At 74.0% G+C, this 26,593-nt stretch carries 20 protein-coding genes; 14 read left to right on the plus strand and 6 right to left on the minus strand.

What is annotated here, in order from left to right; translation table 11 throughout:
- Position 1 precedes the first annotated feature (1 nt).
- Both sucC and sucD read left to right on the plus strand, forming a co-directional pair.
- The gene (sucC, locus tag IF01_RS0112160; protein ID WP_030393362.1) at positions 2-1,174 is read left to right on the plus strand and encodes an ADP-forming succinate--CoA ligase subunit beta; all 1,173 of its coding nucleotides are present in this window, start codon (positions 2-4) and stop codon (positions 1,172-1,174) included.
- 19 nt (positions 1,175-1,193) lie between these two features.
- Positions 1,194-2,078, plus strand: a complete 885-nt coding sequence (sucD, locus tag IF01_RS0112165; protein WP_030393363.1) for a succinate--CoA ligase subunit alpha — start codon at positions 1,194-1,196, stop codon at positions 2,076-2,078.
- A 117-nt stretch (positions 2,079-2,195) separates the two neighbouring features.
- Here sucD and IF01_RS43825 read toward each other — a convergent pair whose 3' ends face one another.
- Positions 2,196-4,307 carry a LuxR C-terminal-related transcriptional regulator gene (locus IF01_RS43825; protein WP_030393364.1) on the minus strand — a complete coding sequence of 704 codons (2,112 nt, stop codon included), beginning with the start codon at positions 4,305-4,307 and terminating at the stop codon, positions 2,196-2,198.
- Between the two features lie 135 nt (positions 4,308-4,442).
- Between IF01_RS43825 and IF01_RS0112175 the strand changes: the two genes are divergently transcribed.
- Complete coding sequence (locus IF01_RS0112175) at positions 4,443-5,921, plus strand: cell division protein PerM (protein ID WP_051755233.1); 1,479 nt, start codon at positions 4,443-4,445, stop codon at positions 5,919-5,921.
- A 6-nt stretch (positions 5,922-5,927) separates the two neighbouring features.
- On the opposite strand, the gene IF01_RS0112180 is transcribed toward IF01_RS0112175, so the two are convergent.
- A complete protein-coding gene (locus tag IF01_RS0112180) occupies positions 5,928-6,599 on the minus strand; it encodes a DUF308 domain-containing protein (RefSeq protein WP_051755236.1) in 672 nt (223 codons plus the stop codon).
- Between the two features lie 365 nt (positions 6,600-6,964).
- Here IF01_RS0112180 and purN point away from each other — a divergent pair, with 365 nt between their 5' ends.
- Together purN and purH are read left to right on the plus strand one after the other, a co-directional pair.
- Complete coding sequence (gene purN, locus IF01_RS0112185; RefSeq protein ID WP_030393367.1) at positions 6,965-7,624, plus strand: phosphoribosylglycinamide formyltransferase; 660 nt, start codon at positions 6,965-6,967, stop codon at positions 7,622-7,624.
- Positions 7,621-9,201, plus strand: coding sequence for a bifunctional phosphoribosylaminoimidazolecarboxamide formyltransferase/IMP cyclohydrolase (gene purH, locus IF01_RS0112190; protein WP_030393368.1), 1,581 nt, complete (start codon positions 7,621-7,623; stop codon positions 9,199-9,201). The genes purN and purH overlap by 4 nt, the downstream gene beginning before the upstream one ends.
- A gap of 116 nt (positions 9,202-9,317) precedes the next feature.
- On the opposite strand, the gene IF01_RS0112195 is transcribed toward purH, so the two are convergent.
- Positions 9,318-10,061 carry an RDD family protein gene (locus tag IF01_RS0112195; protein ID WP_030393369.1) on the minus strand — a complete coding sequence of 248 codons (744 nt, stop codon included), beginning with the start codon at positions 10,059-10,061 and terminating at the stop codon, positions 9,318-9,320.
- Between the two features lie 628 nt (positions 10,062-10,689).
- Between IF01_RS0112195 and IF01_RS0112200 the strand changes: the two genes are divergently transcribed.
- The 6 genes from IF01_RS0112200 to IF01_RS0112225 all read left to right on the plus strand — a co-directional run bounded on the left by IF01_RS0112200 (position 10,690) and on the right by IF01_RS0112225 (position 16,295).
- Entirely contained in the window at positions 10,690-11,544 is an 855-nt protein-coding gene (locus IF01_RS0112200; RefSeq protein ID WP_030393370.1) for a bifunctional methylenetetrahydrofolate dehydrogenase/methenyltetrahydrofolate cyclohydrolase, read from the plus strand.
- A gap of 89 nt (positions 11,545-11,633) precedes the next feature.
- A complete protein-coding gene (locus IF01_RS0112205) occupies positions 11,634-12,053 on the plus strand; it encodes a DUF3017 domain-containing protein (protein WP_037779666.1) in 420 nt (139 codons plus the stop codon).
- A 222-nt stretch (positions 12,054-12,275) separates the two neighbouring features.
- Positions 12,276-13,268, plus strand: a complete 993-nt coding sequence (locus IF01_RS0112210; RefSeq protein ID WP_030393372.1) for a malate dehydrogenase — start codon at positions 12,276-12,278, stop codon at positions 13,266-13,268.
- Positions 13,269-13,347: 79 nt separating this feature from the next.
- Positions 13,348-14,673, plus strand: coding sequence for a hemolysin family protein (locus IF01_RS0112215; RefSeq protein WP_030393373.1), 1,326 nt, complete (start codon positions 13,348-13,350; stop codon positions 14,671-14,673).
- Between the two features lie 30 nt (positions 14,674-14,703).
- The gene (gene trpS / locus IF01_RS0112220; RefSeq protein ID WP_063764198.1) at positions 14,704-15,744 is read left to right on the plus strand and encodes a tryptophan--tRNA ligase; all 1,041 of its coding nucleotides are present in this window, start codon (positions 14,704-14,706) and stop codon (positions 15,742-15,744) included.
- Positions 15,741-16,295: a 2'-5' RNA ligase family protein gene (locus IF01_RS0112225; protein WP_233290250.1), complete on the plus strand. Its 555-nt coding sequence runs from the start codon at positions 15,741-15,743 to the stop codon at positions 16,293-16,295. The genes trpS and IF01_RS0112225 overlap by 4 nt, the downstream gene beginning before the upstream one ends.
- Here the strand turns inward: IF01_RS0112225 and IF01_RS0112230 are convergent.
- Positions 16,280-18,823 (minus strand): CDP-glycerol glycerophosphotransferase family protein, encoded by a 2,544-nt coding sequence (locus tag IF01_RS0112230; protein ID WP_051755238.1) that lies wholly within the window; start codon positions 18,821-18,823, stop codon positions 16,280-16,282. The two genes, IF01_RS0112225 and IF01_RS0112230, sit on opposite strands and share 16 nt — an antisense overlap.
- Before the next feature lie 202 nt (positions 18,824-19,025).
- Entirely contained in the window at positions 19,026-22,601 is a 3,576-nt protein-coding gene (locus IF01_RS0112235) for a bifunctional glycosyltransferase/CDP-glycerol:glycerophosphate glycerophosphotransferase (protein WP_030393377.1), read from the minus strand.
- 158 nt (positions 22,602-22,759) lie between these two features.
- On the opposite strand from IF01_RS0112235, the gene IF01_RS0112240 reads away from it, so the two are divergent.
- Positions 22,760-23,758, plus strand: a complete 999-nt coding sequence (locus IF01_RS0112240; protein ID WP_030393378.1) for a glycosyltransferase family 2 protein — start codon at positions 22,760-22,762, stop codon at positions 23,756-23,758.
- Positions 23,759-23,853: 95 nt separating this feature from the next.
- Positions 23,854-24,873 carry a YihY/virulence factor BrkB family protein gene (locus tag IF01_RS0112245; RefSeq protein ID WP_063764196.1) on the plus strand — a complete coding sequence of 340 codons (1,020 nt, stop codon included), beginning with the start codon at positions 23,854-23,856 and terminating at the stop codon, positions 24,871-24,873.
- A 31-nt stretch (positions 24,874-24,904) separates the two neighbouring features.
- Here the strand turns inward: IF01_RS0112245 and IF01_RS0112250 are convergent, their stop codons facing one another.
- Positions 24,905-26,119 (minus strand): D-alanyl-D-alanine carboxypeptidase family protein, encoded by a 1,215-nt coding sequence (locus IF01_RS0112250; RefSeq protein WP_037779667.1) that lies wholly within the window; start codon positions 26,117-26,119, stop codon positions 24,905-24,907.
- 147 nt (positions 26,120-26,266) lie between these two features.
- Between IF01_RS0112250 and IF01_RS0112255 the strand changes: the two genes are divergently transcribed.
- On the plus strand, positions 26,267-26,524 hold the full coding sequence (locus tag IF01_RS0112255) for an SCO4848 family membrane protein (protein WP_030393381.1): 258 nt from the start codon (positions 26,267-26,269) through the stop codon (positions 26,522-26,524).
- The last annotated feature ends 69 nt before the right edge of the window (positions 26,525-26,593 follow it).

The following is a 26,593-nucleotide window of genomic DNA, read 5'->3' on the forward strand; positions in this document are numbered from 1 at the left end:
CGTGGACCTGTTCGAGTACCAGGCGAGGGACCTCTTCGCCAAGCACGGTGTTCCCGTGCTTGACGGCGATGTCATCGAGACCCCCGAAGCGGCTCGCGCCATCGCCGAGCGCTTCGGCGGCCGCGCCGTCGTCAAGGCTCAGGTGAAGGTGGGAGGCCGAGGCAAGGCCGGCGGCGTGAAGCTGGCCGCCGACCCGGCGGACGCCGTCGCCAAGGCCGAGCAGATCCTCGGCATGGACATCAAGGGCCACACCGTGCACAAGGTGATGCTGGCCCAGACCGCGGACATCAAGGACGAGTACTACGTCTCGTTCCTGCTGGACCGCACCAACCGCACCTTCCTGGCCATGGCCAGCGTCGAGGGCGGCGTGGAGATCGAGGTCGTCGCCGAGGAGAACCCCGACGCGCTCGCCAAGATCCCGGTCGACGCCAACGAGGGCTGCACCCCGGAGAAGGCCGCCGAGATCGTCGCCGCGGCGAAGTTCCCGGCCGAGGTCGCCGACCAGGTCGCCGACGTCCTGCAGAAGCTGTGGACCGTCTTCATCAAGGAGGACGCCCTCCTCGTCGAGGTCAACCCGCTGATCAAGTCCGGTGAGGGCAAGATCATCGCGCTCGACGGCAAGGTCTCCCTGGACGAGAACGCCGAGTTCCGCCAGCCCGAGCACGAGGCGCTCGAGGACAAGGCCGCGGCCAACCCGCTGGAGGCCGCCGCCAAGGCCAAGGGCCTCAACTACGTCAAGCTCGACGGTTCCGTCGGCATCATCGGCAACGGCGCGGGTCTCGTCATGAGCACCCTCGACGTGGTCGCGTACGCCGGCGAGAAGCACGGCAACGTCAAGCCCGCCAACTTCCTCGACATCGGTGGCGGCGCCTCCGCCGAGGTCATGGCGAACGGCCTGGAGATCATCCTGGGCGACGCCGACGTCAAGTCGGTCTTCGTCAACGTCTTCGGCGGCATCACCGCCTGTGACGCGGTCGCCAACGGCATCGTGCAGGCCCTCGCGCTGCTCGAGGAGAAGGGCGAGGCGGTCACCAAGCCGCTGGTCGTCCGTCTCGACGGCAACAACGCCGAGCTGGGCCGTCAGATCCTGACCGACGCCAACCACCCGCTCGTCGAGCAGGTGGACACCATGGACGGTGCGGCCGACCGCGCCGCCGAGCTGGCCAACAAGTAAGGAAGGGGACTTTCACACCATGGCTATCTTCCTTACCAAGGACAGCAAGGTCATCGTCCAGGGCATGACCGGCTCCGAGGGCATGAAGCACACGCGCCGCATGCTCGCCTCCGGCACCCAGATCGTCGGCGGTGTCAACCCGCGCAAGGCCGGCACCACCGTTGACGTCGACGGCACCGAGGTGCCCGTCTTCGGCACCGTCGCCGAGGCCATCGAGAAGACCGGTGCCGATGTCACCGTCATCTTCGTGCCGCCGAAGTTCACCAAGGACGCCGTCGTCGAGGCCATCGACGCCGAGATCGGCCTGGCCGTCGTCATCACCGAGGGCGTCCCGGTGCACGACACCGCCGCGTTCTGGGCCTACGCCGGTTCCAAGGGCAACAAGACCCGGATCATCGGCCCGAACTGCCCGGGCCTGATCAGCCCCGGACAGTCGAACGCCGGCATCATCCCGGCCGACATCACCAAGGCCGGCAAGATCGGCCTGGTCTCGAAGTCCGGCACCCTGACCTACCAGCTCATGTACGAGCTGCGGGACATCGGCTTCTCCTCGGCCGTGGGCATCGGCGGTGACCCGGTCATCGGCACCACCCACATCGACGCCCTCAAGGCGTTCCAGGAGGACCCGGAGACCGAGCTCATCGTCATGATCGGTGAGATCGGCGGCGACGCCGAGGAGCGTGCCGCGGCCTACATCGCCGAGCACGTCACCAAGCCGGTCGTCGGCTACGTCGCGGGCTTCACCGCCCCGGAGGGCAAGACCATGGGCCACGCCGGCGCCATCGTCTCCGGCTCCTCGGGCACCGCCCAGGCGAAGAAGGAGGCCCTCGAGGCCGCCGGTGTCAAGGTCGGCAAGACGCCGTCCGAGACCGCCCGCCTGGCCCGTGAGCTGTTCAAGGGCTGACGCCCCCCGCTCGCGCACAGCGCCCCCGCACCGGCCTCGCCGGTGCGGGGGCGCTGTCGTTCCGGAGCGGCTCCGGTGCTGGTCCGGCGCTGGTCCGGGGCTGACCCGGCGCCGGGATCAGCGCGGTGCCCGGTGCTCCGCCGGGCAGGGGCGCAGCACCCAGGACGCGCAGCCCGGGGACTCCGGGACCACCGCGGCCGGCGGCGGCAGCGCCACCCCGGCCCGCCCGGCCGCAGGCGGCCGGTACGGGCCGTCCTCGCGGGGCGGCGGCGGATCCACCACGACCGGCTCCAGCCCCGGCGTCGGCGAGCACCAGAGGCTGTGGATCCCGGACGGCGCGCCCTCCGCGAGCAGGGGCAGCAGGGCCTCCGGCTCGGTCGCCAGCGTCGGCACCGGCGCGCAGAGCACCGGCGGCGGCGGATCCGACGGCCGGAACAGCTCGCCCGGTCCGCCGCCCGCCAGCGTCGCCGCCACCGCGCCGCCGACGGCCACCGTCAGCAGCGCCGCAGCCCCAGTCCGGCCCGCGTGCACCAGCCCCTGCCGGGCCCGCAGCAGCGGCACCGGCGGCCGGTGCGGCTCCGGCACCCCGCGCACCGCGGCCCGGTGCAGCAGCCCGCACAGCCGGTCCGCGAACCCGTCCGCCGCCGGGTCCGGCCCCACCAGGTCGGGGACCCACTGCGCCAGCGCCGTCCGCGCCGCCCACACCCGCCCCTCGGCGGCCGCGACCGTGGACTCCACCTCCACCGCCACCGCGGCGGCGGGCAGTCCCAGGCCGTCGTGCAGCACCAGCGCCCGGCGCTGCGGCCGGGAGAGCCGGCGCAGCGCCTTGAGCAGGGCCCGGTCCCGGTCGGTCAGGCGGTCGTGGTCCGGCAGTACCGCCTGGGCCTCGTCCGCCGGGCGCACCTTGATCCGCCGGTGCGGCAACCGCCACGCGTGCGCCCGCCGGGGCCCGCCCCGGTGCCAGGGGGACAGCGCCAGTTCGAACGCCCGGATCCGCACCCACTGCTCGGGCTCGGCCCCGGCGGCCACCTCCGGCCAGTGCCGCCGCGCCTCGCCGAACGCCCGCCCGACGCAGTGCACCGCCCGGTGCTTGCAGGCGGTGAGGAGGAAGACCTGCTGCACCAGCCGGGTGTGCCCCGCCTCGTACACCTCCTCGAACCCCGCCGGCGGGCTCCCGTCGGCGGCGGGGGCCGGTGTCGGTCCGGACCGGGGTCGGGGCTCGGTCGTCGCGTCCGTCGCGTCCGTCGGGCGGGCTTCGGTGCCCCGCCGGTCCGTGGGGCCGGGGCGTCCGGCGGCGACGGTGGTCGGGCCGGTCCTGGCCCTGTCGGCGTCCGGTGCGGGCGCGGACCGGGCTCCGGGTTCGGCCGTCGCACCCGTCGGGCGGGGCTCGGGGCCCTTGCCCGTGCGCGTCGGCCGCGCGGACGCAGGCGCGGTGCCGGACGGCTGTGCGGCGGTAGCCTCGGCCGCGGCGACCACGCCCGGCCGGGTCCGGGTGGGCTTCGGATCCGGGCCGGGCGTCACGGGTGTGTCGGGCGTGGTGTCCTGGGCCGCCGTCGGCGGTCGGCCGGTGCGCGCGGGTCCTGCCGTCGGCGCGGCGGGTGCCGGCCGGGACCGGACGGCCTTCCGGGCCGGGGCGTCCCCGGGCGCGGCCGGTCGGTGGCCGTCGCCACCCGCACCGGCCTTCGCTGCAGCCGGAGCCGGAGCCGGAGCCGGAGCCGGAGCCGGAGCCGCAGCCGCACCCGGAGCCGAAGCTGACGCCGGATCCGCAGCCCCGGCCCCAGCCGCAGCCGCAGCCTTCGCCGGAGCTGAGGAGCCCCCCGCCCCCGGCGGCGTCGGCAGCAGCGCGGCGAGAGCGGCGAGCTCGGCCTGCGTGCGGGTGCCCAGCTTGCGCAGGGCGCGGTGCTGGTAGCTGCGGGCGGTGGTGGGGGTGACGCCCAGTGCGGTGGCGGTCTCGGCGAGGTCCCGGCCGGCCGCGAGGTGGGCGAAGGCCTCGGCCTCACGGGCCGTCAGGCGGCGCAGCAGTGCCGCCGCCTCCGCGTCCGGCCTCCCCCCGCCGTTCTGCGCGGCCCCGTCCGCTCCGTCGGTGGTGGTGCCGCCCCGGCCCCGGCCGCCCTTGCGCTTTCCGGGGCGGCCCTTCCCGCCGCGGTTCGGCGAGGCGGACGCGGCGGCGGGTGCGGCGGGAGGTGCGGGCTGGGTGCCGGTGCGGGAGGCGGTCGGGGGCTTGGTCATCAGACGCTCCGGGCCGGATCGGTCGCGGCGGTGAGAGGGCATGGTCTGAAAATGCGCATAAGCCAATAATCTGGGACACCCCGGCGGTTTGCCTCTTCACGGAGCATGGCGAGTCGCCTTGGCACGATGAGGCCCATGACGCAGCTGACGGGTCGTCCGATTCTGGAAGCGCCGGGCGAACTGGGGGCCAGGCCCGTCCTCTCCGCCCTGCTCACCGGGATCCGGACGGCCCTGCTCGGGCTGTCGGTGGTCACCGTTCCGGTGCTCGGGCTCTGGGTGGTGACCCCGTTCGCGGACGACGGCGCGGCCGGGGCGCTGCGGCTGGCGTCCGCGTTGTGGCTGCTGGGGCACGGTGCGCCGGTGCTGCGCGGGCCGGTCGGGGTGCCGCTCTCGGTCGCACCGCTGGGGCTGGGGCTGCTGGCAGTGGGCCAGTTGTACCGGGCGGGCGGCCGGGTGGCGGCGCGCGGCGCCGGGCGGCCGGGGGGCCGCGGCGGGGTCCGGGCGCTCTGGGCGGGCTATGTCGCGGTCGCGTGCGCGGTGGTGGCGCAGTGCGCCGGGGCGGGGGAGTTCAGGGCCCGGGTGGCGGCCGACCTCGCCGTGGTCGCGCTGGTGGCCGGGGCGGCGGTGGCGGCCGGTGCGCGGCGGCCGGGGGCGGCCCCGGCCGGGGTGGAGGCCCTGGAACGCGCTCTGGCCGGGTTGCCGGAGCGGGTTCGGCCGACCGGCGGCGCGCCGGTGGTCCGGGTGGCCGCGCTGGCGGCCGGGGCGGGGCTGCTGGCTGCCGGCGGGCTGGTGGTCGCGGTGGCGGCGGTGCTCGCCGCGGTGGGCGGGGGCGCCGGGTCGGCGGTGTTCGCGGGCGGACCGGCGGCGGTGGCGGGAGTGCTGCTGCTGACCCTGGTACTGCTGCCGAACACGGTGCTGTGGGGTGCGGCGTACGCGCTCGGGCCGGGGTTCGCGGTCGGCGCGGGGACTGTGGTGTCGCCGGTGCGGACGACGCTGGGCCCGGTGCCGGAGTTCCCGCTGTTCGCGCTGCTCCCGGAGCCGGGGGCGGGCGGCTGGCGGCTGGCGGTGTGCGTGCTGCCCGCGCTGGCGGGCCTGGTGCCGGGGCTGCTGCTGGGCCGGGCGGCCGCGGCGGACGGAGGGCTGCCGGACGGCGGGCCGGCGGCCGGGCCGGTGCGGGCGGGTGCCCCGTGGCCGGTGGCGGCGACGGTGGTGGCGGCGCTGGCGTCCGGGCTGCTGGTCGGCGGCGCGGCGGCGGGACTGGGGTGGCTCGCCGGCGGGGCGCTGGGGGCGGGCCGGATGGCGTGGCTGGGTCCGGTGCCGTGGTGGACGGCGGTCGCGGCGGCGGGCTGGGTCGCGGTGGTGTCCGCCCCGGTCGCGGTGCTGGCGCGGTCCCGGGCGCTGCGGACGGCGGCGGGCGGCCCGGGCAGGTCCTGGCGGTCCGGGGTCCCCCTCGTCCCGGGGGCGCTCGCCGTGACCGCCCGCCGGGGCGCACTCCTGCTGCGCGCTCGCGCGTACGGCGCGGTCACCCGCCTGGCGGGAGCCCCCGGTGTCCCGACGGCTCCCGGAGCCGCCGCCGCCACGGCTCCCGGTGCTCCCGGCGGCCCCGCGCGGTGATCCGGCTCAGTCGCTCTTCTTGGTGATGTCCACGTACCACTGCGGGGCGAGCCGGTCGCAGCCGTCGGCGCCGCTGGAGGTCAGCGAGTCCTGCACGCAGGTCACGTAGTCGTTGTAGTACAGCGCGAGACCGAGGACGGAGGAGACGAAGACCACCGTCATCGCGCCGGTGAGGACGCCCGCCAGCGCGGCCGGGGTGAGCGGGTTCTGCGTGCCGGCGCCAGTGCCGGTTCCGGTTCCGGTGCCGGTGCCGACGGTCGCCGGGGTGCCGCCCTCGGTGGCGGCGGGCCGGGGGGAGCGCATCGCGGAGACGCCCCAGACGATGGCGAGCGCGCCGACGAACAGGGCCACGTAGTGCAGCGCGGCGAACGCGCAGACCAGCGCGGCCATGCCGGCCAGCGCGGCGTTGCGGGCCTTGCGCTGGGCGGGGTCGTTCGGGTCGAGCCGGGGCGGCTGCGGCGCGGGCGGGCGGGGGTTCCAGCCGCCGCCCTGGTAGCCGGGGCTCCACGGGTGGGGCGGCGGGACGAGCGGACGGTCGTCCGGGTCGCCCTCCTGGCCCTCGGGCCGCTCGGGGTCGCCGGTGGGCTGGGGAGCGCGCGGGCGCCACGGCTGCTCGGGGGCATCCGCCGGCGGCGGCGCGAAGGGGTTGCGCTCGCCGGTGTCGTCACCGCTGCTCATGGTTCGGCCATTCCTTCTCGGTCGGTGGGGCGGGTGCCCGCGCCACCCTATGTTCCCGCAGGCCCCTGTGGGGGGTCCGGGCACGTCCTGCGGCCCGGGAGTCGGCGGTCGGCCGCGGCCCGGGCCCGGCTCCGGACGGCCGGCGAGATCCCGGTCTCAGCTACGCGCGTAGCCCCGGACGGTGTTTCGGAGGCCGTCCGACCAGCCGTTATGGTGGTGACGGTCAGCAGCTCCCACGGGTTCCCCGGGGCCCGCGTCGCGGCGGGTTCTCCTGGAGTTCCTCCCCGCTCGACCTGCCGTTCGTAGTGGCCCCACCGCCGGTGGATGTACCAGCGGGCGGCGCCCGACCTACGGAGAATCGCGCAGTGGCCGCCGCCCCCGCTCAGCTCTTCCCGCCCCGCACTCCCGGACCGGCCCGTCTGGTGGTGCTGGTCTCCGGCTCCGGCACCAACCTCCAGGCGCTGATCGACGCCGTCGCCGACCCCGCGTACGGGGCGGAGATCCTCGCCGTGGGCGCGGACCGGGACGGCATCGCCGGGCTGGAGCGCGCCGAGCGGGCCGGCCTGCCGGTCTTCGTGCACCGGGTGAAGGACCACGGGGACCGGGCGGACTGGGACCGCGCGCTGACCGCCTCCGTCGCCGGGTACGAGCCGGACCTGGTCGTCACGGCCGGGTTCATGAAGATCCTCGGCCCCCGGTTCGTCGAGGCCTTCGCCGGACGGATCGTCAACACCCACCCCGCCCTGCTGCCCTCCTTCCCCGGCGCCCACGGCGTCACCGACGCGCTGGCGTACGGGGTGAGGGTCACCGGTTGCACCGTCCACCTGGTCGACACCGGCGTCGACACCGGGCCGATCATCGCGCAGGGCGTCGTGGAGGTCCACGACGCCGACCACGCCGATGGCGGCGAGGCGCTGCACGAACGCATCAAGACTGTCGAGCGCAAGCTGCTCGTCGACGTCGTGGGCCGGCTGGCCCGCGAGGGTCACCGCATCGAGGACCGAAAGGTATGGATTCCGGCATGAGCGCCGCTCCCACCACGCCCCCTGTCTCCGAGAACGTCCGGCCGATCCGCCGCGCGCTGATCAGCGTGTACGACAAGACCGGTCTGGAGGAGCTGGCCCAGGGCCTGCACGCCGCCGGGGTCGCCATCGTCTCCACCGGCTCGACCGCCGGCCGGATCGCCGCCGCGGGCGTCCCGGTGACCGAGGTCTCCGAGCTGACCGGCTTCCCGGAGTGCCTGGACGGGCGCGTGAAGACCCTGCACCCCCGCGTGCACGCCGGCGTCCTCGCCGACCTGCGGCTGGAGTCGCACCGCGCGCAGCTGGCCGAGCTGGGCGTCGAGCCCTTCGACCTGGTCGTGGTGAACCTCTACCCGTTCAAGGCGACCGTCGCCTCCGGCGCCACCCCGGACGAGTGCGTCGAGCAGATCGACATCGGCGGCCCGAGCATGGTCCGCGCCGCCGCCAAGAACCACCCCTCGGTGGCCGTCGTGGTCGACCCGGCCCGCTACGAGGACGTGCTGACGGCCGTCCGGGGCGGCGGCTTCGACCTGCTGACCCGCAAGCGGCTGGCCGCCCAGGCCTTCGCCCACACCGCCGCCTACGACGTCGCGGTGGCCAACTGGTTCGAGGAGTCCGGCTACACGGAGACCGAGGACGCCTTCCCGGCCTTCCTGGGCTCGGCCTACGAGCGCCAGAACGTGCTGCGCTACGGCGAGAACCCGCACCAGGGCGCCGCGCTGTACACCGACGGCAGCGGCGGCCTGGCCGGCGCGCGGCAGCTGCACGGCAAGGAGATGTCGTACAACAACTACGTCGACACCGACGCCGCCCGCCGCGCCGCCTACGACCACGCCGAGCCGGCCGTCGCGATCATCAAGCACGCCAACCCGTGCGGCATCGGGACCGGCGCGGACGTCGCCGAGGCGCACCGCAAGGCGCACGAGTGCGACCCGGTCTCCGCGTACGGCGGTGTGATCGCGGTCAACCGCCCGGTCACGGTGGCGCTGGCCGAGCAGATCGCCCCGATCTTCACCGAGGTCGTGGTGGCCCCCGGTTACGAGGACGGCGCCGTCGAGGTGCTGGCCCGCAAGAAGAACCTGCGGGTGCTGCTGGCCCCCGAGGCCCCGGCCAACCGCCAGGAGGTGCGCCCGGTCTCCGGCGGCGTGCTGCTCCAGGACGCCGACCGGGTGCACGCCGAGGGCGACGACCCGGCGACCTGGACCCTGGCCTCCGGCGAGGCGCTGTCCCCGGCCGAGCTGGCCGAGCTGGCGTTCGCGTGGCGGGCCTGCCGGGCCGTCAAGTCCAACGCGATCCTGCTGGCCAAGGACGGTGCCTCGGTGGGCGTCGGCATGGGCCAGGTCAACCGCGTCGACTCCTGCAAGCTCGCGGTGGAGCGGGCCGGCGAGCGGGCCAAGGGCTCGTACGCGGCCTCCGACGCCTTCTTCCCGTTCGCGGACGGCGCGGCGATCCTGATCGCGGCCGGCGTGCGGGCGATCGTCCAGCCCGGTGGCTCGATCCGGGACGAAGAGGTGGTCGCGGCCGCCGCCGAGGCCGGGGTGACCATGTACTTCACCGGCACCCGCCACTTCTTCCACTGACGCGTCGGCCGGCGGCACGGCGCCGCACGGCACGTCGCTGAACGGCACGGAACGACGGAACGGCCCGGCTCCCTCCACCGAGGGGGCCGGGCCGTTCCGCCGTACGGGGTACCGCGTTACTTCTTGATCACCAGGGTGCCGGCGGCACGGTCGTGCCAGCCCTGCAGCTTCCCGGAGTTGTCGAAGAACGGCGACAGGTAGACCAGCAGCGCGCCGATGTAGCAGAGGAACGCGCCGACGATCGGGATGATGAAGCGGATGAAGCCGCCGCCCAGGCCCGGGTTCTGACCGGTGCTCTCCTTGACCACGCGCAGGCCCATGGCCATCTTGCCCAGGGTGGCGCCGGCGAAGGAGACCAGCAGCCACTCGTAGAGCAGGTTGAACACGGCCAGCACGGCGATCATGATCATCATGGTGGCGAAGACGCCGCTCGCGGCGTCGGTCTGGTCCTGGAGGCAGTTGCTGTAGGCCGAGCTCGGGTAGGTGTACTTCGAGCAGTCGTCGGCGTCCTTGACGATGCCGAGCGTGCCGGCCAGGCCGAGGGCCATGACCAGGGCGATGATCGCGCCGACGGCCAGGCCGTCGATCAGCCGGGCCAGGAAGCGCTGGCCCATGGTCGCCAGCTTGACGGTGCCGAGCTGGGCGATGTTGATGTAGCCGTTGTTCGCCTGGAGGGTCCCCGGCGCCGGCGCGTACCCGTAGGCCTGCTGCTGCGGCACGCCGTAGCCCGGCTGCTGCGGGGGCTGCTGCGGGTAGCCGTAGCCTGCGGCCGGCGGCGCCTGCTGCGGGTAGCCGTAGCCGGGCTGCTGGGGCTGCTGGGGCTGGTTGTACGGGTTGTTGGGGTCGGGCGGGTAGCTCATCGATGCCTCCGGGCAGATGGGGACAAGTGGGGACGGGACAGCGGAGGCCCCGGAACGGGCCGGCTGGACGGGTAGCCGGTCGGACGGGACGTTAGCGGAGCACACTGACACCGGGGGCGTGGGCCGACCGGTGCGCGCGCCCGCTCAGGGCCGTGGGAAGCGTGCGAACGGGAGCCGGGACGGCCCGGTGGCGCGCGGCAACCCGCGTCGGCGGTCGGTCGTCGGCGCGGTGCGGTCTGGTCGGCTCACTTCGTTCTTCCCCCGAGTACGCCCCGCCGGGTCTGTCCGTCGGCCCGTCACCGGGCCGGATGCGGCGGGGAATGCCTGCTTATCGTCGACCGGACGGCAGTACCGTGTCCAGCCGCGTTCACGCCTCGGGCCGGACTGTGGCGCAACCGCAATAAGAGCCGAACGTTCCGCATCCGTCCGGCCCCGGCCCGGAACGCCCCCGCGGCCCCCTCCCGGTCCCCTCCCGGTCCCCTCCCGGTCCCCTCCCGGCCCCCGCCCGGACACTGCCCGGCCCCCGCCCGGACACTGCCCGGCCCCCGCCGGGGCCCGCCCCGGGGCATCCGTCCGAGGCCCGGGACCGATGGCACGGACACCGGCGCCGATCCGGGAGAATGGGGTCATGACTGCGCAGATTCTCGATGGCAAGGCGACCGCGGCCGCGATCAAGTCCGAACTCGCCACCCGCGTGGCGGCCCTCAAGGCCAAGGGCATCACTCCCGGCCTCGGCACCGTCCTGGTCGGCGACGACCCGGGCAGCCGCTGGTACGTCAACGGCAAGCACAAGGACTGCGCCGAGATCGGCATCGCCTCGATCCAGCGCGAGCTGCCCGCCACCGCCACCCAGGAGGACGTCGAGAACGTCGTCCGGGAGCTCAACGCCGACCCGACCTGCACCGGCTACATCGTCCAGCTGCCGCTGCCCAAGGGCCTCGACCCGAACCCGGTCCTGGAGCTGATGGACCCGGACAAGGACGCGGACGGCCTGCACCCGACCTCGCTCGGCCGCCTCGCCCTGGGCATCGAGGGCCCGCTGCCCTGCACCCCGCTCGGCATGGTCGAGCTGCTGCGCCGCCACGGCGTGCAGATCGACGGCGCCGAGGTGGTCGTGGTCGGCCGGGGCGTGACCGTCGGCCGCTCGATCGGCCTGCTGCTCACCCGTCGCAGCGAGAACGCCACCGTCACCCTCTGCCACACCGGCACCCGCGACCTCGCCCACCACCTGCGCCAGGCCGACATCATCGTCGCCGCCGCCGGTGTGCCGCACCTGGTCAAGCCGGAGGACGTCAAGCCCGGCGCGGCCGTGCTGGACGTCGGCGTCAGCCGCAGCGAGGGCAAGATCGTCGGCGACGTGCACCCCAACGTGGCCGAGGTGGCCGGCTGGATCTCCCCGAACCCGGGCGGCGTCGGCCCGATGACCCGCGCCATGCTGCTCAACAACATCGTGGTGGCGGCCGAGCGCCGCGCCGGCGCCTGACCACCGCGTCCGGCCGCCGAGCCTCCGGGCCCACCGGGCCCGGCCCGGCGCCGACCCATCCGATCGACGACCCCGAAGGACGGGAAGCCATGAGCGAACCGCGCCGGACCAGGCGCAGGCCGGTGAAGACCACCGGCACCCTGCCCCCCGAGGGCTCGGCGGCCGCGCTCGGGCGCGACCACGCGCTGCCGGTCCGGCAGTGGCCGATAACGGTGGTCCTGCTGGTGGTCGCGGCGGGTCTCGCGGTCACCTGGTTCGCCGACTTCCAGGACGGCTTCAAGTACGGGCTGCTGATCGTCGGCGGCGGTGTGCTGCTCGGCGCGCTGCTCCGGCTGGTGCTGCCGGAGGTCGGCATGCTGGCGGTGCGCAGCCGCTTCACCGATGTGATCGTGCTGACGTTCCTGGGCCTGTCGATCGTGCTGCTGACCCTGATGGCCCAGCCGAACCCCTGGCTGGAGCTCCCGCTGCTGGACAACATCGGCCAGCTGATCGGCCGCCCGCGCCGTTGACCGGCCGTCCGCGCCGCTGACCGGGACCCCTTGCCGGCCCCCCGCCCGACGCCCGGGCGGGGGGCCGTCATCGTCTGTGACCGAGCAGTCACGACCGCGGCCGCGGCGTACGCTTCCCTTTGCGATACCCTGACGCCGGTTCTCTCGATGTCGAGAGACCGTCCTCGGCTCCAGCGCGCCGACGTGCCTGGGGCACCTGGCGATTTGCTGGAGAAGGTAGAAATGACCCGCACCCCCGTCAATGTCACCATCACCGGAGCCGCCGGCCAGATCGGCTACGCGCTGCTCTTCCGCATCGCCTCGGGCCACCTGCTCGGCGCCGATGTCCCGGTGAACCTGCGCCTCCTGGAGATCCCGCAGGGCCTCAAGGCCGCCGAGGGCACCGCCATGGAGCTCGTGGACTGCGCCTTCCCGCTGCTGCGCGACATCACCATCACCGACAAGCCGGCCGAGGCCTTCGACGGCGCCAACGTCGCGCTGCTGGTCGGCGCCCGTCCGCGCACCGCCGGCATGGAGCGCGGCGACCTGCTGCAGGCCAACGGTGGCATCTTCGGCCCGCAGGGCAAGGCCATCAACGAGAACGCCGCGGACGACATCAAGGTCCTGGTGGTCGGCAACCCGGCCAACACCAACGCCCTGATCGCCCAGCGCAACGCCCCGGACGTCCCGGCCGAGCGCTTCACCGCGATGACCCGCCTGGACCACAACCGGGCCGTCGGCCAGCTCTCGCTGAAGACCGGCGCCCTGGTCTCCGACATCAAGCGCGTCACCATCTGGGGCAACCACTCCGCCACCCAGTACCCGGACATCTTCCAGGCCGAGATCGCCGGCAAGCCGGCCTTCGAGGCCGTCGGCAGCGACCAGGCCTGGCTGGAGAACGACTTCATCCCGACCGTCGCCAAGCGCGGCGCGGCCATCATCGACGCCCGCGGCGCCTCCTCGGCCGCCTCGGCCGCCAACGCCGCCATCGACCACGTGTACACCTGGGTCAACGGCACCGCCGAGGGCGACTGGACCTCGATGGGTGTCGTCTCCGACGGCTCCTACGGCGTCCCGGCCGGCCTGATCTCCTCCTTCCCGGTCACCACCAAGGACGGCGAGTTCTCGATCGTCCAGGGCCTGGAGATCTCGGACTTCTCGCGCGGCCGCATCAACGCCTCGGTCCAGGAGCTGACCGAGGAGCGCGACGCGGTCCAGGAGCTCGGCCTCATCTGAGCCGGCCCCGACGCCTCCACGACGGCCCGTCGTCCCCGTTCCGCGGGGGCGGCGGGCCGTCGCCCTACACTGGCCCGCTGTGAACGAAACCATCGAGGACGCCGCGCTCGTCCTCGTCTTCATCGTCCTGGGCGGCCTGTTCAACGTCGCCGAGATCTCGCTGATCTCGCTGCGCGAGGGACAGATCCGGACGCTGGAGGCACGCGGCACCCGGCGGGCGGCCCGGGCCGCGCACCTCGCCGCCGACCCGAACCGCTTCCTGGCGGCCGTCCAGGTCGGCGTGACCTGCATGGGCTTCCTCTCCGCCGCGTTCGGCGCCGACACCTTGGCCGGCAAGGTGGCCCCGCTGTTCGTCCGGGCCGGGCTGTCCGAGGGCGTCGCCGACGCCACCGCCCTGGTCGGGCTGACCCTGGTGATCAGCTACGTCTCGCTGGTGCTCGGCGAGCTCACCCCGAAGCGGATCGGCCTCCAGCGCGCCGACTCCATCGCCCTGCTGGCGGCGCCGGTGGTCGACGTCATGTCGGTGGTGCTGCGCCCGGCGATCTGGCTGCTCGGCCGTTCCACCGACCTGATGGTCCGGCTGCTCGGCGGCGACCCGACCGCGGGCCGGGGCTCGATGAGCTCGGAGGAGCTCCGCGGCCTGGTCGCCGCCAACACCGAACTCGGGAACGACGAGCGGACGCTGATCGCCGATGTGTTCGCCGCGGGCGAGCGCCAGCTGCGCGAGGTGATGGTCCCGCGCACCGAGGTGACCTTCCTGGACGCCGAGCGCCCGCTCGCCGAGGTCCGCGCCCAGGCGGACTCCTCGCCGCACTCCCGCTACCCCGTGATCGAGGGCAGCTACGACGCGGTGACCGGCTTCGTGCACGTCCGCGACCTCTACGGCGTGCGCGGCGAACGGGCCGCCAAGGTCCGTGACCTGGCCCGCCCGATCAAGCTGCTGCCCGGCACCAAGCGGGTGCTGGAGGCGATGGGGGAGATGCGCCGGGAGGGCCACCACCTGGCGATCGTGGTCGACGAGTACGGCGGCACCGCCGGCATCGTCACCCTGGAGGACCTGGTGGAGGAGGTGATCGGGGAGATCCGCGACGAGTACGACACCCCGGAGTCCTCCCCGACCCGGCGCCTGGCCGGCGGCGGCGTGGAGCTCGACGGCCTGCTCAACCTGGCCGACTTCGTCGAGGAGACCGGCGTCACCCTCCCCGAGGGCCCGTACGAGACGGTGGCGGGCTGCCTGGTCGCCGCGCTCGGCCGGCTGCCCGCCGACGGCGACCGGGTGCGGATCCCGGCCGGTCCCGGCGAGGAGGTGCTGCTGACGGTGGCCAAGCTGGAGGGCCGGCGGATCGCCCGGGTGAGGGTGAGTGCGGTCACACTGGCGGAACCGCCGGGGCAGGAGGTTTCCTGACCGGTCGGTGGAACTGGAACAATGGCCCGCATGGTCAACGCAGCGGTCACTGGTCCGGTCAAGGACCGTCCCCGGGTGCTCTCGGGCATCCAGCCCACCTCCGGTTCCTTCCACCTCGGCAACTACCTGGGCGCGGTGCGCCAGTGGGTCGACCTGCAGAAGGAGAACGACGCCTTCTACATGGTCGTCGACCTGCACGCGATCACCGTGCCGCAGGATCCGGCGACGCTGCGCCAGAACACCCGGATCTCCGCCGCGCAGCTGCTCGGCGCCGGTCTGGACCCGGAGCACTGCACCCTGTTCGTCCAGTCGCACGTGCCCGAGCACGCGCAGCTCGCCTGGGTGATGAACTGCCTCACCGGCTTCGGCGAGGCCTCCCGGATGACCCAGTTCAAGGACAAGTCCTCCCGGTACGGCGCCGACAGCACCACCGTCGGCCTGTTCACCTACCCGATCCTGCAGATCGCGGACATCCTGCTCTACCAGGCGGACGCCGTCCCGGTCGGCGAGGACCAGCGCCAGCACGTGGAGATCACCCGCGACCTCGCGGAGCGCTTCAACTCCCGCTACAGCCCGACCTTCACGGTCCCGAAGCCGTACATCCTCAAGGAGACGGCGAAGATCCAGGACCTCCAGGACCCGGCCGTCAAGATGAGCAAGTCCGCGTCCTCCGTCAAGGGCCTGGTCAGCCTGCTGGACGAGCCGAAGGCCAGCGCCAAGAAGTTCAAGAGCGCCGTCACCGACACCGGCACCGTGGTCAGCTACGACGAGCAGGAGAAGGCCGGCGTCTCCAACCTGCTGCGGATCCACTCGGCGCTCAGCGGCCAGTCGATCGAGCAGCTGGTCGCGCACTTCGAGGGCAAGATGTACGGCGCCCTGAAGACCGAGCTGGCCGAGCTCTTCACCGAGTGGGTGCTGCCCTTCCAGGAGCGCACCAGGACCTTCCTGGACGACCCGGCCGAGCTGGACCGCGCCCTCGCGGTGGGCGCCGAGAAGGCCCGGGCGGTGGCGTCCGAGACGCTGGCCACGGTGTACGACCGGATCGGCTTCCTCCCGGCCTCCGCGCGGTGATTCCGCTGACGAGCCTGCCCGGTGGTCAGGAGCTCCCCGAGTTCCTGACCATCGGCGTGTCCGTCACTGTCCCGGATCCGTACGGCACGGCGATCCAGGACGCGCGGGCCGGGCACGGCGATCCGCTGGCCCGGTCGATACCCACGCACGTCACCCTGCTGCCGCCCACCGAGGTGCCGGCCGAGGCGCTGCCGAAGATCGAGGAGCACCTGGCGGCGGTGGCCGCCGCGCACCGGCCGTTCCGGATGGTGCTGCGCGGCGGCGGCAGTTTCCGCCCGGTCTCCCCGGTGGTCTTCGTCCGGGTGGAGGAGGGCGAGCGGGAGTGCCGGCTGCTGGAGGCGGACGTCCGCTCCGGTCCGCTGGCCCGTGAGCTGGCGTTCCCGTACCACCCGCACGTGACGGTGGCGCACGGTCTGGAGGAGCACGTGCTCGACCGGGCCCAGGAGCAGGCCCGGTCCTTCCACGCGGCGTTCCCGGTTCCCGGGTTCAGCCTCTCCCGCTTCGACGTCGACGAGGTCTGGCGGCCCTGGCGTTCCTACGCCTTCTGCTGACCCCCGGGGCGGGCGCCGAGCTCCAGCATCCGGTCGACCACCCGGCGGGCCGCGGCGCCGTCGTCCAGCACGCAGTGGGTGTCCCGGAAGCGCCGGTAGCGCTCGGCGTACCCGGCCGGCAGTCCGTCAGCTCCGTTGCCGCCGTCCGCGAGCGCGCGCAGCGCCGTGACCAGGGCGGCCGAGTCGTCGAGCAGCGGTCCCGGGGCCTGGGCCTCGAAGTCGAAGGCGAAGCCGCGCAGGCCGTCCCGGTAGTGCGCCAGGTCGTAGGTGAAGAACAGCACCGGCCGGCCGGTGACCGCGAAGTCGAACAGGATCGACGAGTAGTCCGTCACCAGGACGTCGGCGATCAGCAGCAGCTCCTGGACGTCCGGGTAGTCGGCGCAGTCGATCGCGAAGCCGTCCCCGGTGCCGGTGAGCGGCTCGCGGACGTGCGCGTGCGGCCGCAGCAGCAGCACGTGGTCCCCGCCGAGCGCCTGCCGGGCCCGGTCGAGGTCGAGCCGCAGGTCGAGCCGGAAGCCGTCGCCGTCCGGGCGTGGCCGGTCCTCCCGCCAGGTCGGCGCGTACAGCACCACCCGCCGGCCCGCCGGGATCCCCAGCCGGCGCCGGACGGCGGCCGCCCGGCGCGGGTCGGGGCGGGCCAGCACGTCGTTGCGCGGGTAGCCGGACTCCAGGATCTCGCCCCGGTAGCGGAAGGCCCGGCGCAGGATCGGGGTGGCGAAGGGGCTGGGGGAGAGCAGCAGGCTCCAGTGCGGGGTCTCCCGGTCGAGGGCCGCGAGGTAGCCGTGGTCGGCGAGCCAGGGGTTCTCGACGTCGTGGGCGATCCGCTTGAGCAGGGCGCCGTGCCAGGTCTGCACGACCACCTGGCCGGGGCGCCGGCGTAGGAAGTCCGGGAAGTGGGTGTTGCCGACGAGGTAGCGGCTGGTGGCCAGCGCCCGGTACCACTCGGGGCTCCAGACCCGGACGGCGCGGACCCCGGGCGGCAGCTCGGCCTGGGCGTCGTCGACCACCCACAGGTGCTCCAACGGCGTTCCGCGGCGGGCGAGTTCGGTGTGCACGGCGCGCGGTGAGTCGGCGTAGCCGCGGCCGCCGAAGACGTCGTAGAGCACGGCCTCGCGCAGCGGTTCGCGGCAGGCGGCCGGGTAGCCGGCGGTGCGCTGGCGGGCCTGGGTCCAGGCGCTGCGCTCGGCGGCGGTGAGCACGGGGGTGGAGTCCAGCAGCAGGGTGTCGTGCCAGCGGCGCTCCAGCAGGATCCGCTTGCCGCCGGCCAGGGTGGCGGCGGGCAGCGCGGCCAGGACGGCGGGCGAGGCGGTCAGCGGTCGGGCCGGTCCCGGCCGGCCGACGGGCTCCAGGGTGGCTTCCCACAGGCCCTTGCGCAGGGGCAGCGCGGTGCCGTCGGAGCCGGTGCGGGTGGCGGGCAGCCGGATCGTGAACCGCCGGCCGGGGCCGGTCCGGACCGGGTGGCGGACCTCGCCGCCGGTGCCGTTGTGCCGCAGGACGAGCTCCAGCGGGCCGTCGGTGGGGCAGTGGCCGGTGAGTTCGAAGCCGCCGGCCCGGGTGGTGAGCCGCTCGACCCAGCCGGCGGCGGGCCGGACGCAGAGCTGGAGCCGGCCGTCGGCGAGGTGCTTGAGGTGCAGGGCCCGGTCCTCGGCCCCGGGCAGCGGGTGCTGGCCGGAGACCGGCCCGCCGCGCTCGTCCAGGACCAGCGGCTCGGCGGTGCCGTCGGGGTGGACCAACGCGGCGTCCCAGTGCTCCAGTTCGCCGGCGCCGCGCCCGTCGGCGGTGAACGGCGCGTACGGCAGGAGGACGCCGCGGGTCCGCCCGGTGCCGGTGGCGGGCCGGATCAGGACGGTGCCGCTCTCGCGGTGGCGCAGCCGGAACGCGGTCCGGTCCGGGAGCGGCCCGGCGGTGGTGAGGTGCAGCTCGATCCCGTCGGGGCCGGGGACGGCCCGGGTGAGGCGGGCGGCGGGGCGTTCCAGCCGCACGGCGAGCCGGCCGTCGGCGAAGTGCGGCTGGAGCCGCACGTCGTGGTCGACCCAGCGGGCGGGCGGGTACTCGCCGGAGCCGCACCAGTGCGGGGCGAGGCCGCCGTACTGGCGGCGCAGCCGGGTGGGGCGGGCGAGGGTGAACAGGGTGGCCTCGACGGTCCAGTCGCCGAGCAGCCAGCCGTCGGCGGTGCGCAGCCGGCGCGGCTCGACCAGGGCGGTGAAGCCGGCCCAGTCGTGGTTGTGCTCGGGCTGGGCGCTGTCGTCGGTGATCTCGGGGAGCCGGCGGGGCCTGGTGGGGAGGTGCAGGGGGGTGCCGAGGTGGTCGGCGCGCAGGGTCAGCCAGGTCCAGGCCGAGCCGGGGCGGGCGGTGGACCGGTCGTCGGGGCGGGCGAAGCCGGTGAGCTCCAGGCCGCGGGAGGACCAGCGGGCGCGCAGCAGTCCGAAGGCGGCGTGCTCCTCCTCGCCCGGCAGCGGGGTGCCGAAGCGCGGGTCGCCGAACCGGGGGACGGCGTGCGGGAGGACGAACCGGGTGAGGACAGCCATTTCCACGGACCTTTCTCGGCGAGAATTTCCATCTCACCGGGAAAAGTATGCGAGGTCAATTTGAGAATTGACTGTGAATTAGCTGGCGAGTTCGTTCGGGAAACTCCTGTTCGAAAGCCGGGAAATGCAGGGGCCGGGAAATGCGAAAGGCGCCCGACGCGGAATGTGCGTCGGGCGCCCTCCACCGGGCGGGAATTCCCGGTCAGGCCTCGCGGCTCAGCATGGCGTCCACCGCCCGGGCGGCGGCGTGGCCGTCGTCCAGGTCGCAGTACTTGTCGCGGAACGCCGCGTACTTATCGGCGTACTCGGCGGTGATCTCGTCCACCCGGCCGAGCGCGGCCACCAGCTCCTCGGACGTGGCCAGCAGCGGGCCGGGCGCGTCCGCCTCGAAGTCCAGCGAGAAACCGCGCAGGTTGTCGCGGTAGTGCGCCAGGTCGTAGGTGAAGAACAGGATCGGCTTGCCGGTCACGGCGAAGTCGAAGGTCGCCGCCGTGTAGTCGGTGACCAGCACATCGGCGGCCAGCAGCAGTTCGCCCATGTCCGGGTAGCTGCTGACGTCCCAGACGTAGCCGTTGCCGGCGGCCGGGATCTGCTCGCGGACGTTGGCGTGCCGGCGGACCAGCAGCACCTGGTCGTCGCCCAGCGCGGCCTGCGCCGCCTCCAGGTCCAGCTGGAGGTGCAGCTGGTAGCCGCCGTAGTGGCGGCGCCGGTCCTCGCGCCAGGTCGGCGCGTACAGCACGACCTTCTTGCCCTCGGGCAGGCCGAGCCGCTCGCGCACCCGCTCGGCGGTCTTCTCCTTGTCGGCGGCGAAGAACACGTCGTTGCGCGGCAGGCCGCTCTCCAGGATCTCGCCCTTGAAGTCGAAGGCGCGGCGCAGCACCGGGGCGGCCCAGGTGCTGCCGGCCAGCAGCAGGCTCCAGTTCGGAACCTCCTTGGCGAGGCCCTTCAGGTAGTGCGCGTCGGTGAACCAGACCTTCTCGAAGTCGTGGCCGATCTGCTTCAGCGGCGAGCCGTGCCAGGTCTGCAGCACGATCTGGCCGGGCCGGCGGACGAAGAAGTCCGGCAGGTGCGCGCTGGTGACGATGTACTTCGCGGTGGCCAGGGTCTCGAACCACTCCGGGCTCCAGAGCCGGACCGAGCCCGCCGTCTGCGGCAGGTCCGCCTGCAGGTCGTCGGTGCCCCACAGGTGCTGCAGCGGCAGCTCGCGGCGCACCAGCTCCTCGTGGATCGCCCGCGGCGAGTCCGAGTAGAGGCCGCCGAGCGCGACGTTGTAGAGCACCGTGTCGCGCAGCGGCAGCCGGCGGGCGGCCGGGTAGTCGGTCGTCCGCAGCTTGCGCTGGCGCCAGCCGCTGCGCTCCTCCGGAAGCAGTATGTTCTCGGACTCCAGCTGCAGGCCGTCGTGGTGGCGCCGCTCCAGCACGATCCGCTTGCCGCGGGCCTCCACCTCCAGCGGCAGGCTGTTCCAGCACTCGGGCGCGATCAGCGCGTACGAGGCCATGTCCGGGTGGAAGACGGCGCCGACCGGGCGGAACGAGACGTTCCAGCCGCCCTGGGCCAGCGGCACGTTGCCCGCGAAGGACGCGGTCGGCACGGCCGGCAGCGCGGTCCGGAACCGGCCGTCCGCGATCTCCACCGGGTAGATGTGCTGCTCCTCGCCCCAGTGGTGGCGCACGACCAGCTCCCAGCGGTGGGTGCCGGGCAGCGGGAAGGTGCCGCTGAGCAGGAAGCCGTCCGCGCCGCGCGAGGTCACCTCGTGCACGACCGGCTGCAGCAGCTGGTCCAGGAACTGCAGGTAGCCGCCGGGGGAGGGCTTGGAGTAGAGGGCGCGCCGCTCCTCGGGCGCGGCGTCGGGGTTCAGCACCAGGTTGAGCTGCTCCGGCGCGTTCCGGTCGTCCCAGACGAGCGGCGCGGTGGTGCCGTCGGCCAGCTCCAGGGTGGTGTCCCAGCGGTCGCGGGCGCGCTCCACGGCGATCGGGTCCAGCTCGGCCCAGGACTCCCGGACCTCGGTCAGCTCGGCGATCGGCACGGCGGCGTGGAACTGCTGGAGGCTGCCGACCGAGGAGCCGGTGGACACCGGGAAGGTCAGCTCGCGCTCGGACTCCACGTGGGTCATCCGCAGCCGGGCCCCGGCCAGCCGGACGCCGGAGCGGGCGGCGCCGGACACCTCGACCGTGTCGCCGTTCGCGGCCAGCCCGGTCACCCGGACCTTGGCGTTCTCCACCCGCAGGTAGACGCTGCCGTCGCGGACGAACGGGACGACCCGCACGTCCGGCTCGACCCAGTGCGAGGGCTGGTAGAGCGCGGTGTCCGCCCAGCCGGCCCAGACCCGGCCCTTGTAGACGCCGCCCTTGCCCGCGCCGGCGACCAGGACGCGCCAGTTGCCGTCCTTCCACTGGCCGCGGTGCTTGAGCTTCTCCGGGTCGAGCGCGACGGTGAAGCCGGCCCAGTCGCAGTTGTAGAGGTCGTGGTGGTTGGTGGCGGTGGCCTCGGGGCTGTACTGGGTCTTCATCGGCACGGCGATGACCCGGCGGCCCTTGGCCTCGCGCAGCACCAGGGTGCGCACCATGTCGTGCTTGTTGGCCGCGCCCAGCTGCTCCGGGTACGCGTGCCCGGTCAGCCGCAGCCGGCCGGCCTCCCAGCGCGCGTCGTAGAGCCGGCTGCGGATGACGGTGGAGTTGCGCAGGCTGAGCAGGCCGGCCGGCACGCTCTTGCGCCCGCCGCGCAGGAACGGGTAGTCGGCGTACGGGCGCAGCAGGCCCTTGGCGACGACACCGCCGTTGCTCTCGCCCTCGTACTTGATCTGCTCGACGAACTCGTCGATCCGGCCCTGCAGGGTCAGGTGGTACTTGAGTCGCAGCGGCGCGCGCAGCTTCTTGACCTGCTCGGGGCCGATCGCCCGCAGCAGCCGGCTGACGCTGGTGATGTACGCGTCCCGGTACTCCTTGTCGCCGTCCACGACGGACCAGAAGAACATCGGGATCTCTTCGACGAGGGTGTTCTCGTCGTAGGTCTTCAGGTACTCGGCGAAGCGCGGCTCGGTCTGCTTCCTCAGCCAGGCGCGGACCAGCTCGACCGAGGCGACCCGGTCGACCAGGCCCTTGGGGTTGGTGCGCATCTGGGTGATCGACATCTCGCCGACCTCGCGCTCGCGCCAGTGGTAGATCGGCTCGGAGAGCACGTCCACGCTCTTGGCGAGGTAGTGGTGCGGCACGCTGACCGGGGCGTCCTCGTACAGGATGCCCTCGGGGTAGATGATCCCGGCCGCGTCGAAGAAGGAGCGGCGGTACACCTTGTTCCACGCGGTGCGGTCGGTGACCAGCGAGGGGATCTCGGTGATGTGCGTCTTGAGCACGGTCTTGGCGAACGGGCGGCTGTGGCCGCCGGACTGGTAGTAGCCGATCGCGCGGAAGCGCAGCACGTTGCCGGTGGCGAAGTCCGAACCGGTCTCGTCCAGCGTGTTGATCATCAGCTCGTACGCACTGGGCGGCATCGAGTCGTCGCTGTCGACGAAGCACAGGAACTCGGCGTCCGGGTCGATGTGCCGGATACCCGTGTTGCGGGCCGCGCCGAGGCCCTTGTTGACCTGCCGGACCAGCCGGAACCGGGAGTCCTTGGCGGCGTACGCCTCGGCGAGGGCGGCGCTGTCGTCCTTCGAACCGTCGTCGACCATGACGCACTCGAAGTCCGTGAAGGTCTGGGCGGCGATCGAGTCGAGGCATTCCACGAGGTAGCGCTCGACGTTGTAGATCGGGACGACGATGGAGAGGCGGGGAGCCATCGGCTACGCAGGCCTTTCTCGGGAAGGAGCGTGGCAGCCCCCTCGGGGTCTGACCGCACTTTGATTCGGTGCGTACGTGCGCGTCGATCCTACCCCCGGCACATGGCCCCGCCGGGGGCCCTCCGGGGGGCCCTGCGCAGGCCCACTACCCTGGGGCCATGCCCCGCTTCAGTGTGATCGTCCCGGTCTACCGGGTCGAGGAGTACCTCGCCGAGTGCCTCGCCTCGGTGCTCGGCCAGGACGGTCCGGACATCGAGCTGATCGCGGTGGACGACCGCTCCCCGGACGGCTGCGGCGCGCTGCTCGACGCGGCCGCCGCCGAGGACCCCCGGGTGCGGGTGCTCCACCTGCCGGAGAACGTCGGTCTCGGCCGGGCCCGCAACGCCGGCCTCGCCGTCGCCACCGGCGACTACGTGCTCTTCCTCGACAGCGACGACACCCTGACCCCCGGTCTGCTGACGGCCGTCGACGACCGGCTGCGCTCCGTCGGCGACCCGGACGTCCTGGTCTACGACTACGCCCGCACCTACGCGGACGGCCGGACCGTCCGGGCCGCCTCCGCCAAGGTCTTCGGCGCCCCCTCCCGGGAGGTCTTCGACCTCGCCGAGCGCCCCGAACTGCTCGAACTGCTCCAGGTGGTGTGGAACAAGGCCTACCGCCGCGACTTCGTCACCGCCCAGGGCCTGACCTTCCCGGCCGGGTACTACGAGGACACCCCCTGGACGTACCCGGCGCTGCTCGCCGCTCGCGGCATCACCCTGCTCGACCGGGTCGGCGTCCACTACCGGCAGCGCCAGGAGGGCGGCAACATCCTGGCCACCGCCAGCCGCAAGCACTTCGACGTCTTCGGCCAGTACGACCTGGTCTTCGCCTTCCTCGACGACCGCCCCGAGCTCGACCGCTGGCGCCCGGTGGTCTACGGCCGGATGCTGCACCACCTCAACACCGTGGTCTCCCGGCCCGGCCGGGTCCCGCCCGGCGACCGCCGGGAGTTCTTCCGGCGGGCCGCCGAGCACTGCGCCCGGCTGCGCCCGGCCGGCTACCGGGCGCCGATCGGGGTGTCCGCACTGCGCACCGAACTGCTCGGCCACGGCCGGTACACCGCCTACCAGGCGGTCCGCGCGCTGGCCCGGGCCCGCCGGATGGTCCGACGCTGACGGCGGGCCTGACGGCCGGTCTGACCGTCGGTCTGGCCGCGGGTCTGACGGCGGGCCTGACGGCCGTTCGGGGGACGGGCCGGTATAACCGGACGGTGGACTTTCTGACCCGCCTCCCGGTGATCGGCCCGATCGTGACGCGGGTGCTGCGCAGCCGCCCCTACCGCGCCTACGAGCACTTCACCGCGCTGCGGGGCAACCGACTGGCCGGCGCGGTCACCTTCTTCGGCTTCCTCGCGCTCTTCCCGCTGCTGACGGTCGCGCTGGCGATCGCCGTCGCGACCCTCAGCGACAGCCGGGTCGACGACATCCAGAAGCGGATCTCCGACCAGCTGCCGGGCATCTCCGACGCCCTCAACCTGCCCTCGCTGGTGGCCAACGCGGGGGCGGTCGGGCTCGTCAGCGGCGTCCTGCTGGTGCTCTCCGGCCTCGGCTGGGTGGACACCATGCGGACCTCGATCCGGGACATCTGGCAGCTGCCCGACGAGGAGGGCAACCCGCTGCTGCGCAAGGGCTGGGACTTCCTGGTCCTCGGCGGCCTCGGCCTGGTCTCGCTGGTCTCGCTCGGCGCCTCGGCCGCCGGGACGACGCTGGCCGGCCGGATCGCCGACTGGATCGGCCTGGGCTCGGGCGGCTACCTGCTCACCGCGGCCGGGCTGCTGATCGCCGTCGGCTGCGACATGCTGCTCTTCGCCTACCTGCTGGCGCCGTTCCCGAGGATCACGCACCAGCACCGGCGGGACGTCCTGAAGGCGGCGCTGATCGGCGCGGTCGGCTTCGAGCTGCTCAAGATCCTGCTGTCCTCGTACCTCGGCTCGGTCGCCGGGAAGAGCCTCTACGGCGCCTTCGGCGTGCCGGTGGCGCTGCTGCTGTGGATCAACTTCGTCTGCCGGCTGCTGATGTACTGCGTGGCCTGGACGGCGACCGCCGACCCGGCGGCGGCCCGGGAGCGGGCCCGCGAGCGCGCCGCCGCGCTGGTCGCGGCCGCGGACGAGGCGGAGGCGGCACCCGGCCCGGGGGAGCCGGCCGGCCCCGAGGAGGCGGCCGCGGGGGAGACGTCCGCCGAGGAGGACCGGCCCCGGCCCCGGCGCTCCCGGGACGACGGGGAGGGCTGAGACCGGACCGGGACTCCCCGGCGGACCGGGCTCAGCGGGCGGCCGCGCGCCGCCGGTTCAGCAGCAGCACGGCACCCGCGCCGCCCGCCGTCAGGACCACCCCGAGGACGACCCAGCCGACCGGCCCGAGGCCGTCCCCGGCGGAGTCCGCCGCCCGGGCGCCCGCCGGGGCCGACCGCCCGGTGGCGGTCGGCGAGGGGTGCGGCGGCGGGGCGGGCACCCCGGCGGCACCGCCCGCCTGGCCGGTCGGCGTCGGCGCGGCGCTCTCGCCCTCCTCCACCAGCTTCCCGACCGGGGCCACCTTGCCGGCCGCGGCGAAGCCCCAGTCCAGCAGCGCGGCCGTCTCGTCGTACACCTTCTGGTAGGTGGTCGGGTGCATCACCGTCACCAGCAGGGTGCGGCCGTCGCGTTCGGCGGCGCCGACGAAGGTGGAGCCGGCATTGGTGGTGAAACCGTTCTTCACCCCGATCAGGCCCGGGTACTTGCCGAGCAGCCGGTCGGTGTTGGCGATCCCGAAGCTGCCCCGCTGCCCGGTGTTCCGGTCCACCGCGCCCGGGAACATCGCGTCGCGGGTCGCGCAGTAGCTCCGGAAGTCCGGGTTGCGCAGCCCCGCCCGGGCGAACAGCGTCAGGTCGTAGGCCGAGGACACCTGGCCGTCCGAGTCGTAGCCGTCCGGCGAGACCACCCGGGTGTCCCGGGCCTGCAGCGCCTCCGCCCGCGCCTGCATCTCGGCCACGGTCTGCTGCACGCCGCCGTTCATGTGCGCGAGGACGTGCACCGCGTCGTTGCCGGAGCTCAGGAACACCCCGCGCCAGAGGTCCTCGACCCGGTAGTCCAGGTCCTCCTTGATGCCGACCAGGCTGCTCCCCGCGCCGATCCCCTGGATCTCCTCGGGCGCGACCCGGTGCACCGCGTTGCGGTCGAACTTGGGCAGCACGGTGTCCGCGAAGAGGATCTTCAGCGTGGAGGCCGGGGCGAGCCGCAGATGCGGGTTGCTGGCCGCCAGCACCTCGCCCGACGCGGCGTCGGCGACTATCCAGGACTGCCCGGTGAGGTCCCCCGGCAGCGCCGGGGCGCCCGCCAGCGGATCCACCTGGACCCCCGGGAGCCCCAGCCGGTCGCCCCCGACCGAGGCCGACGGCGGCGACCCGGGCGGGGCCGCGACGGCCACCGGGGCGGCGAACAGGAGCGGAAGGGCCGCGGCGGGGGCGGCGATCAGGCGTGCGAGCTTCGAGCTAGTGGGCACCAGCAGACGGTACCCACTCGGGACCCCCGCCGTCCGCCTCTCCGCTCCGGTCCGCCGCAGGAGGGGGCCGCCGTACGCCGAACGGACGCCCGCGCATACTGGGGAAGCACACCGCCTTCACCTCCCCGCCCCACCGAGGACCGCCCCATGAAGCTCAGCCGCCGCACCTCCTGGTTCCTGACCGCCTTCGGCGTCTGGTCCCTGTTCATCTGGACCACCTTCGTCAAGAACCTCTGGAAGGACTCCGGCGGCCAGGCCTTCACCGGCGGCGACCACTCCCAGCCCACCGCCTTCTTCTGGGTCCACCTCCTCCTCGCCCTCACCTCCCTCGCCCTCGGCCTCGCCATCGGCACCCTCGGCCTCCGCGGCCTCCGCGCCACCCGCCGCGAACCCGCCACCGACTGAGCGGGGCGCCGACCGGCAACGCGAAGGCCCCAACGCGAAGGCCCCCGTCCTGAGCGGACGGGGGCCTTC

This window comes from Kitasatospora purpeofusca, from assembly GCF_000718025.1.
In the GTDB taxonomy this organism is placed as follows: Bacteria; Actinomycetota; Actinomycetes; order Streptomycetales; family Streptomycetaceae; genus Kitasatospora; species Kitasatospora purpeofusca.

Excerpts from the sequence above, each read along its gene's own strand:
- trpS (WP_063764198.1), top strand. The coding sequence starts at position 14,704 with ATGGTCAACGCAGCGGTCACTGGTCCGGTCAAGGACCGTCCCCGGGTG.
- IF01_RS0112210 (WP_030393372.1), top strand. The coding sequence starts at position 12,276 with ATGACCCGCACCCCCGTCAATGTCACCATCACCGGAGCCGCCGGCCAG.
- sucD (WP_030393363.1), top strand. The coding sequence starts at position 1,194 with ATGGCTATCTTCCTTACCAAGGACAGCAAGGTCATCGTCCAGGGCATG.
- IF01_RS0112175 (WP_051755233.1), top strand. The coding sequence starts at position 4,443 with ATGACGCAGCTGACGGGTCGTCCGATTCTGGAAGCGCCGGGCGAACTG.
- IF01_RS0112195 (WP_030393369.1), bottom strand. The coding sequence starts at position 10,061 with ATGAGCTACCCGCCCGACCCCAACAACCCGTACAACCAGCCCCAGCAG.
- IF01_RS0112205 (WP_037779666.1), top strand. The coding sequence starts at position 11,634 with ATGAGCGAACCGCGCCGGACCAGGCGCAGGCCGGTGAAGACCACCGGC.
- IF01_RS0112180 (WP_051755236.1), bottom strand. The coding sequence starts at position 6,599 with ATGAGCAGCGGTGACGACACCGGCGAGCGCAACCCCTTCGCGCCGCCG.
- IF01_RS0112200 (WP_030393370.1), top strand. The coding sequence starts at position 10,690 with ATGACTGCGCAGATTCTCGATGGCAAGGCGACCGCGGCCGCGATCAAG.
- IF01_RS0112230 (WP_051755238.1), bottom strand. The coding sequence starts at position 18,823 with ATGGCTGTCCTCACCCGGTTCGTCCTCCCGCACGCCGTCCCCCGGTTC.
- IF01_RS43825 (WP_030393364.1), bottom strand. The coding sequence starts at position 4,307 with ATGACCAAGCCCCCGACCGCCTCCCGCACCGGCACCCAGCCCGCACCT.
- IF01_RS0112255 (WP_030393381.1), top strand. The coding sequence starts at position 26,267 with ATGAAGCTCAGCCGCCGCACCTCCTGGTTCCTGACCGCCTTCGGCGTC.
- IF01_RS0112240 (WP_030393378.1), top strand. The coding sequence starts at position 22,760 with ATGCCCCGCTTCAGTGTGATCGTCCCGGTCTACCGGGTCGAGGAGTAC.
- IF01_RS0112235 (WP_030393377.1), bottom strand. The coding sequence starts at position 22,601 with ATGGCTCCCCGCCTCTCCATCGTCGTCCCGATCTACAACGTCGAGCGC.
- purH (WP_030393368.1), top strand. The coding sequence starts at position 7,621 with ATGAGCGCCGCTCCCACCACGCCCCCTGTCTCCGAGAACGTCCGGCCG.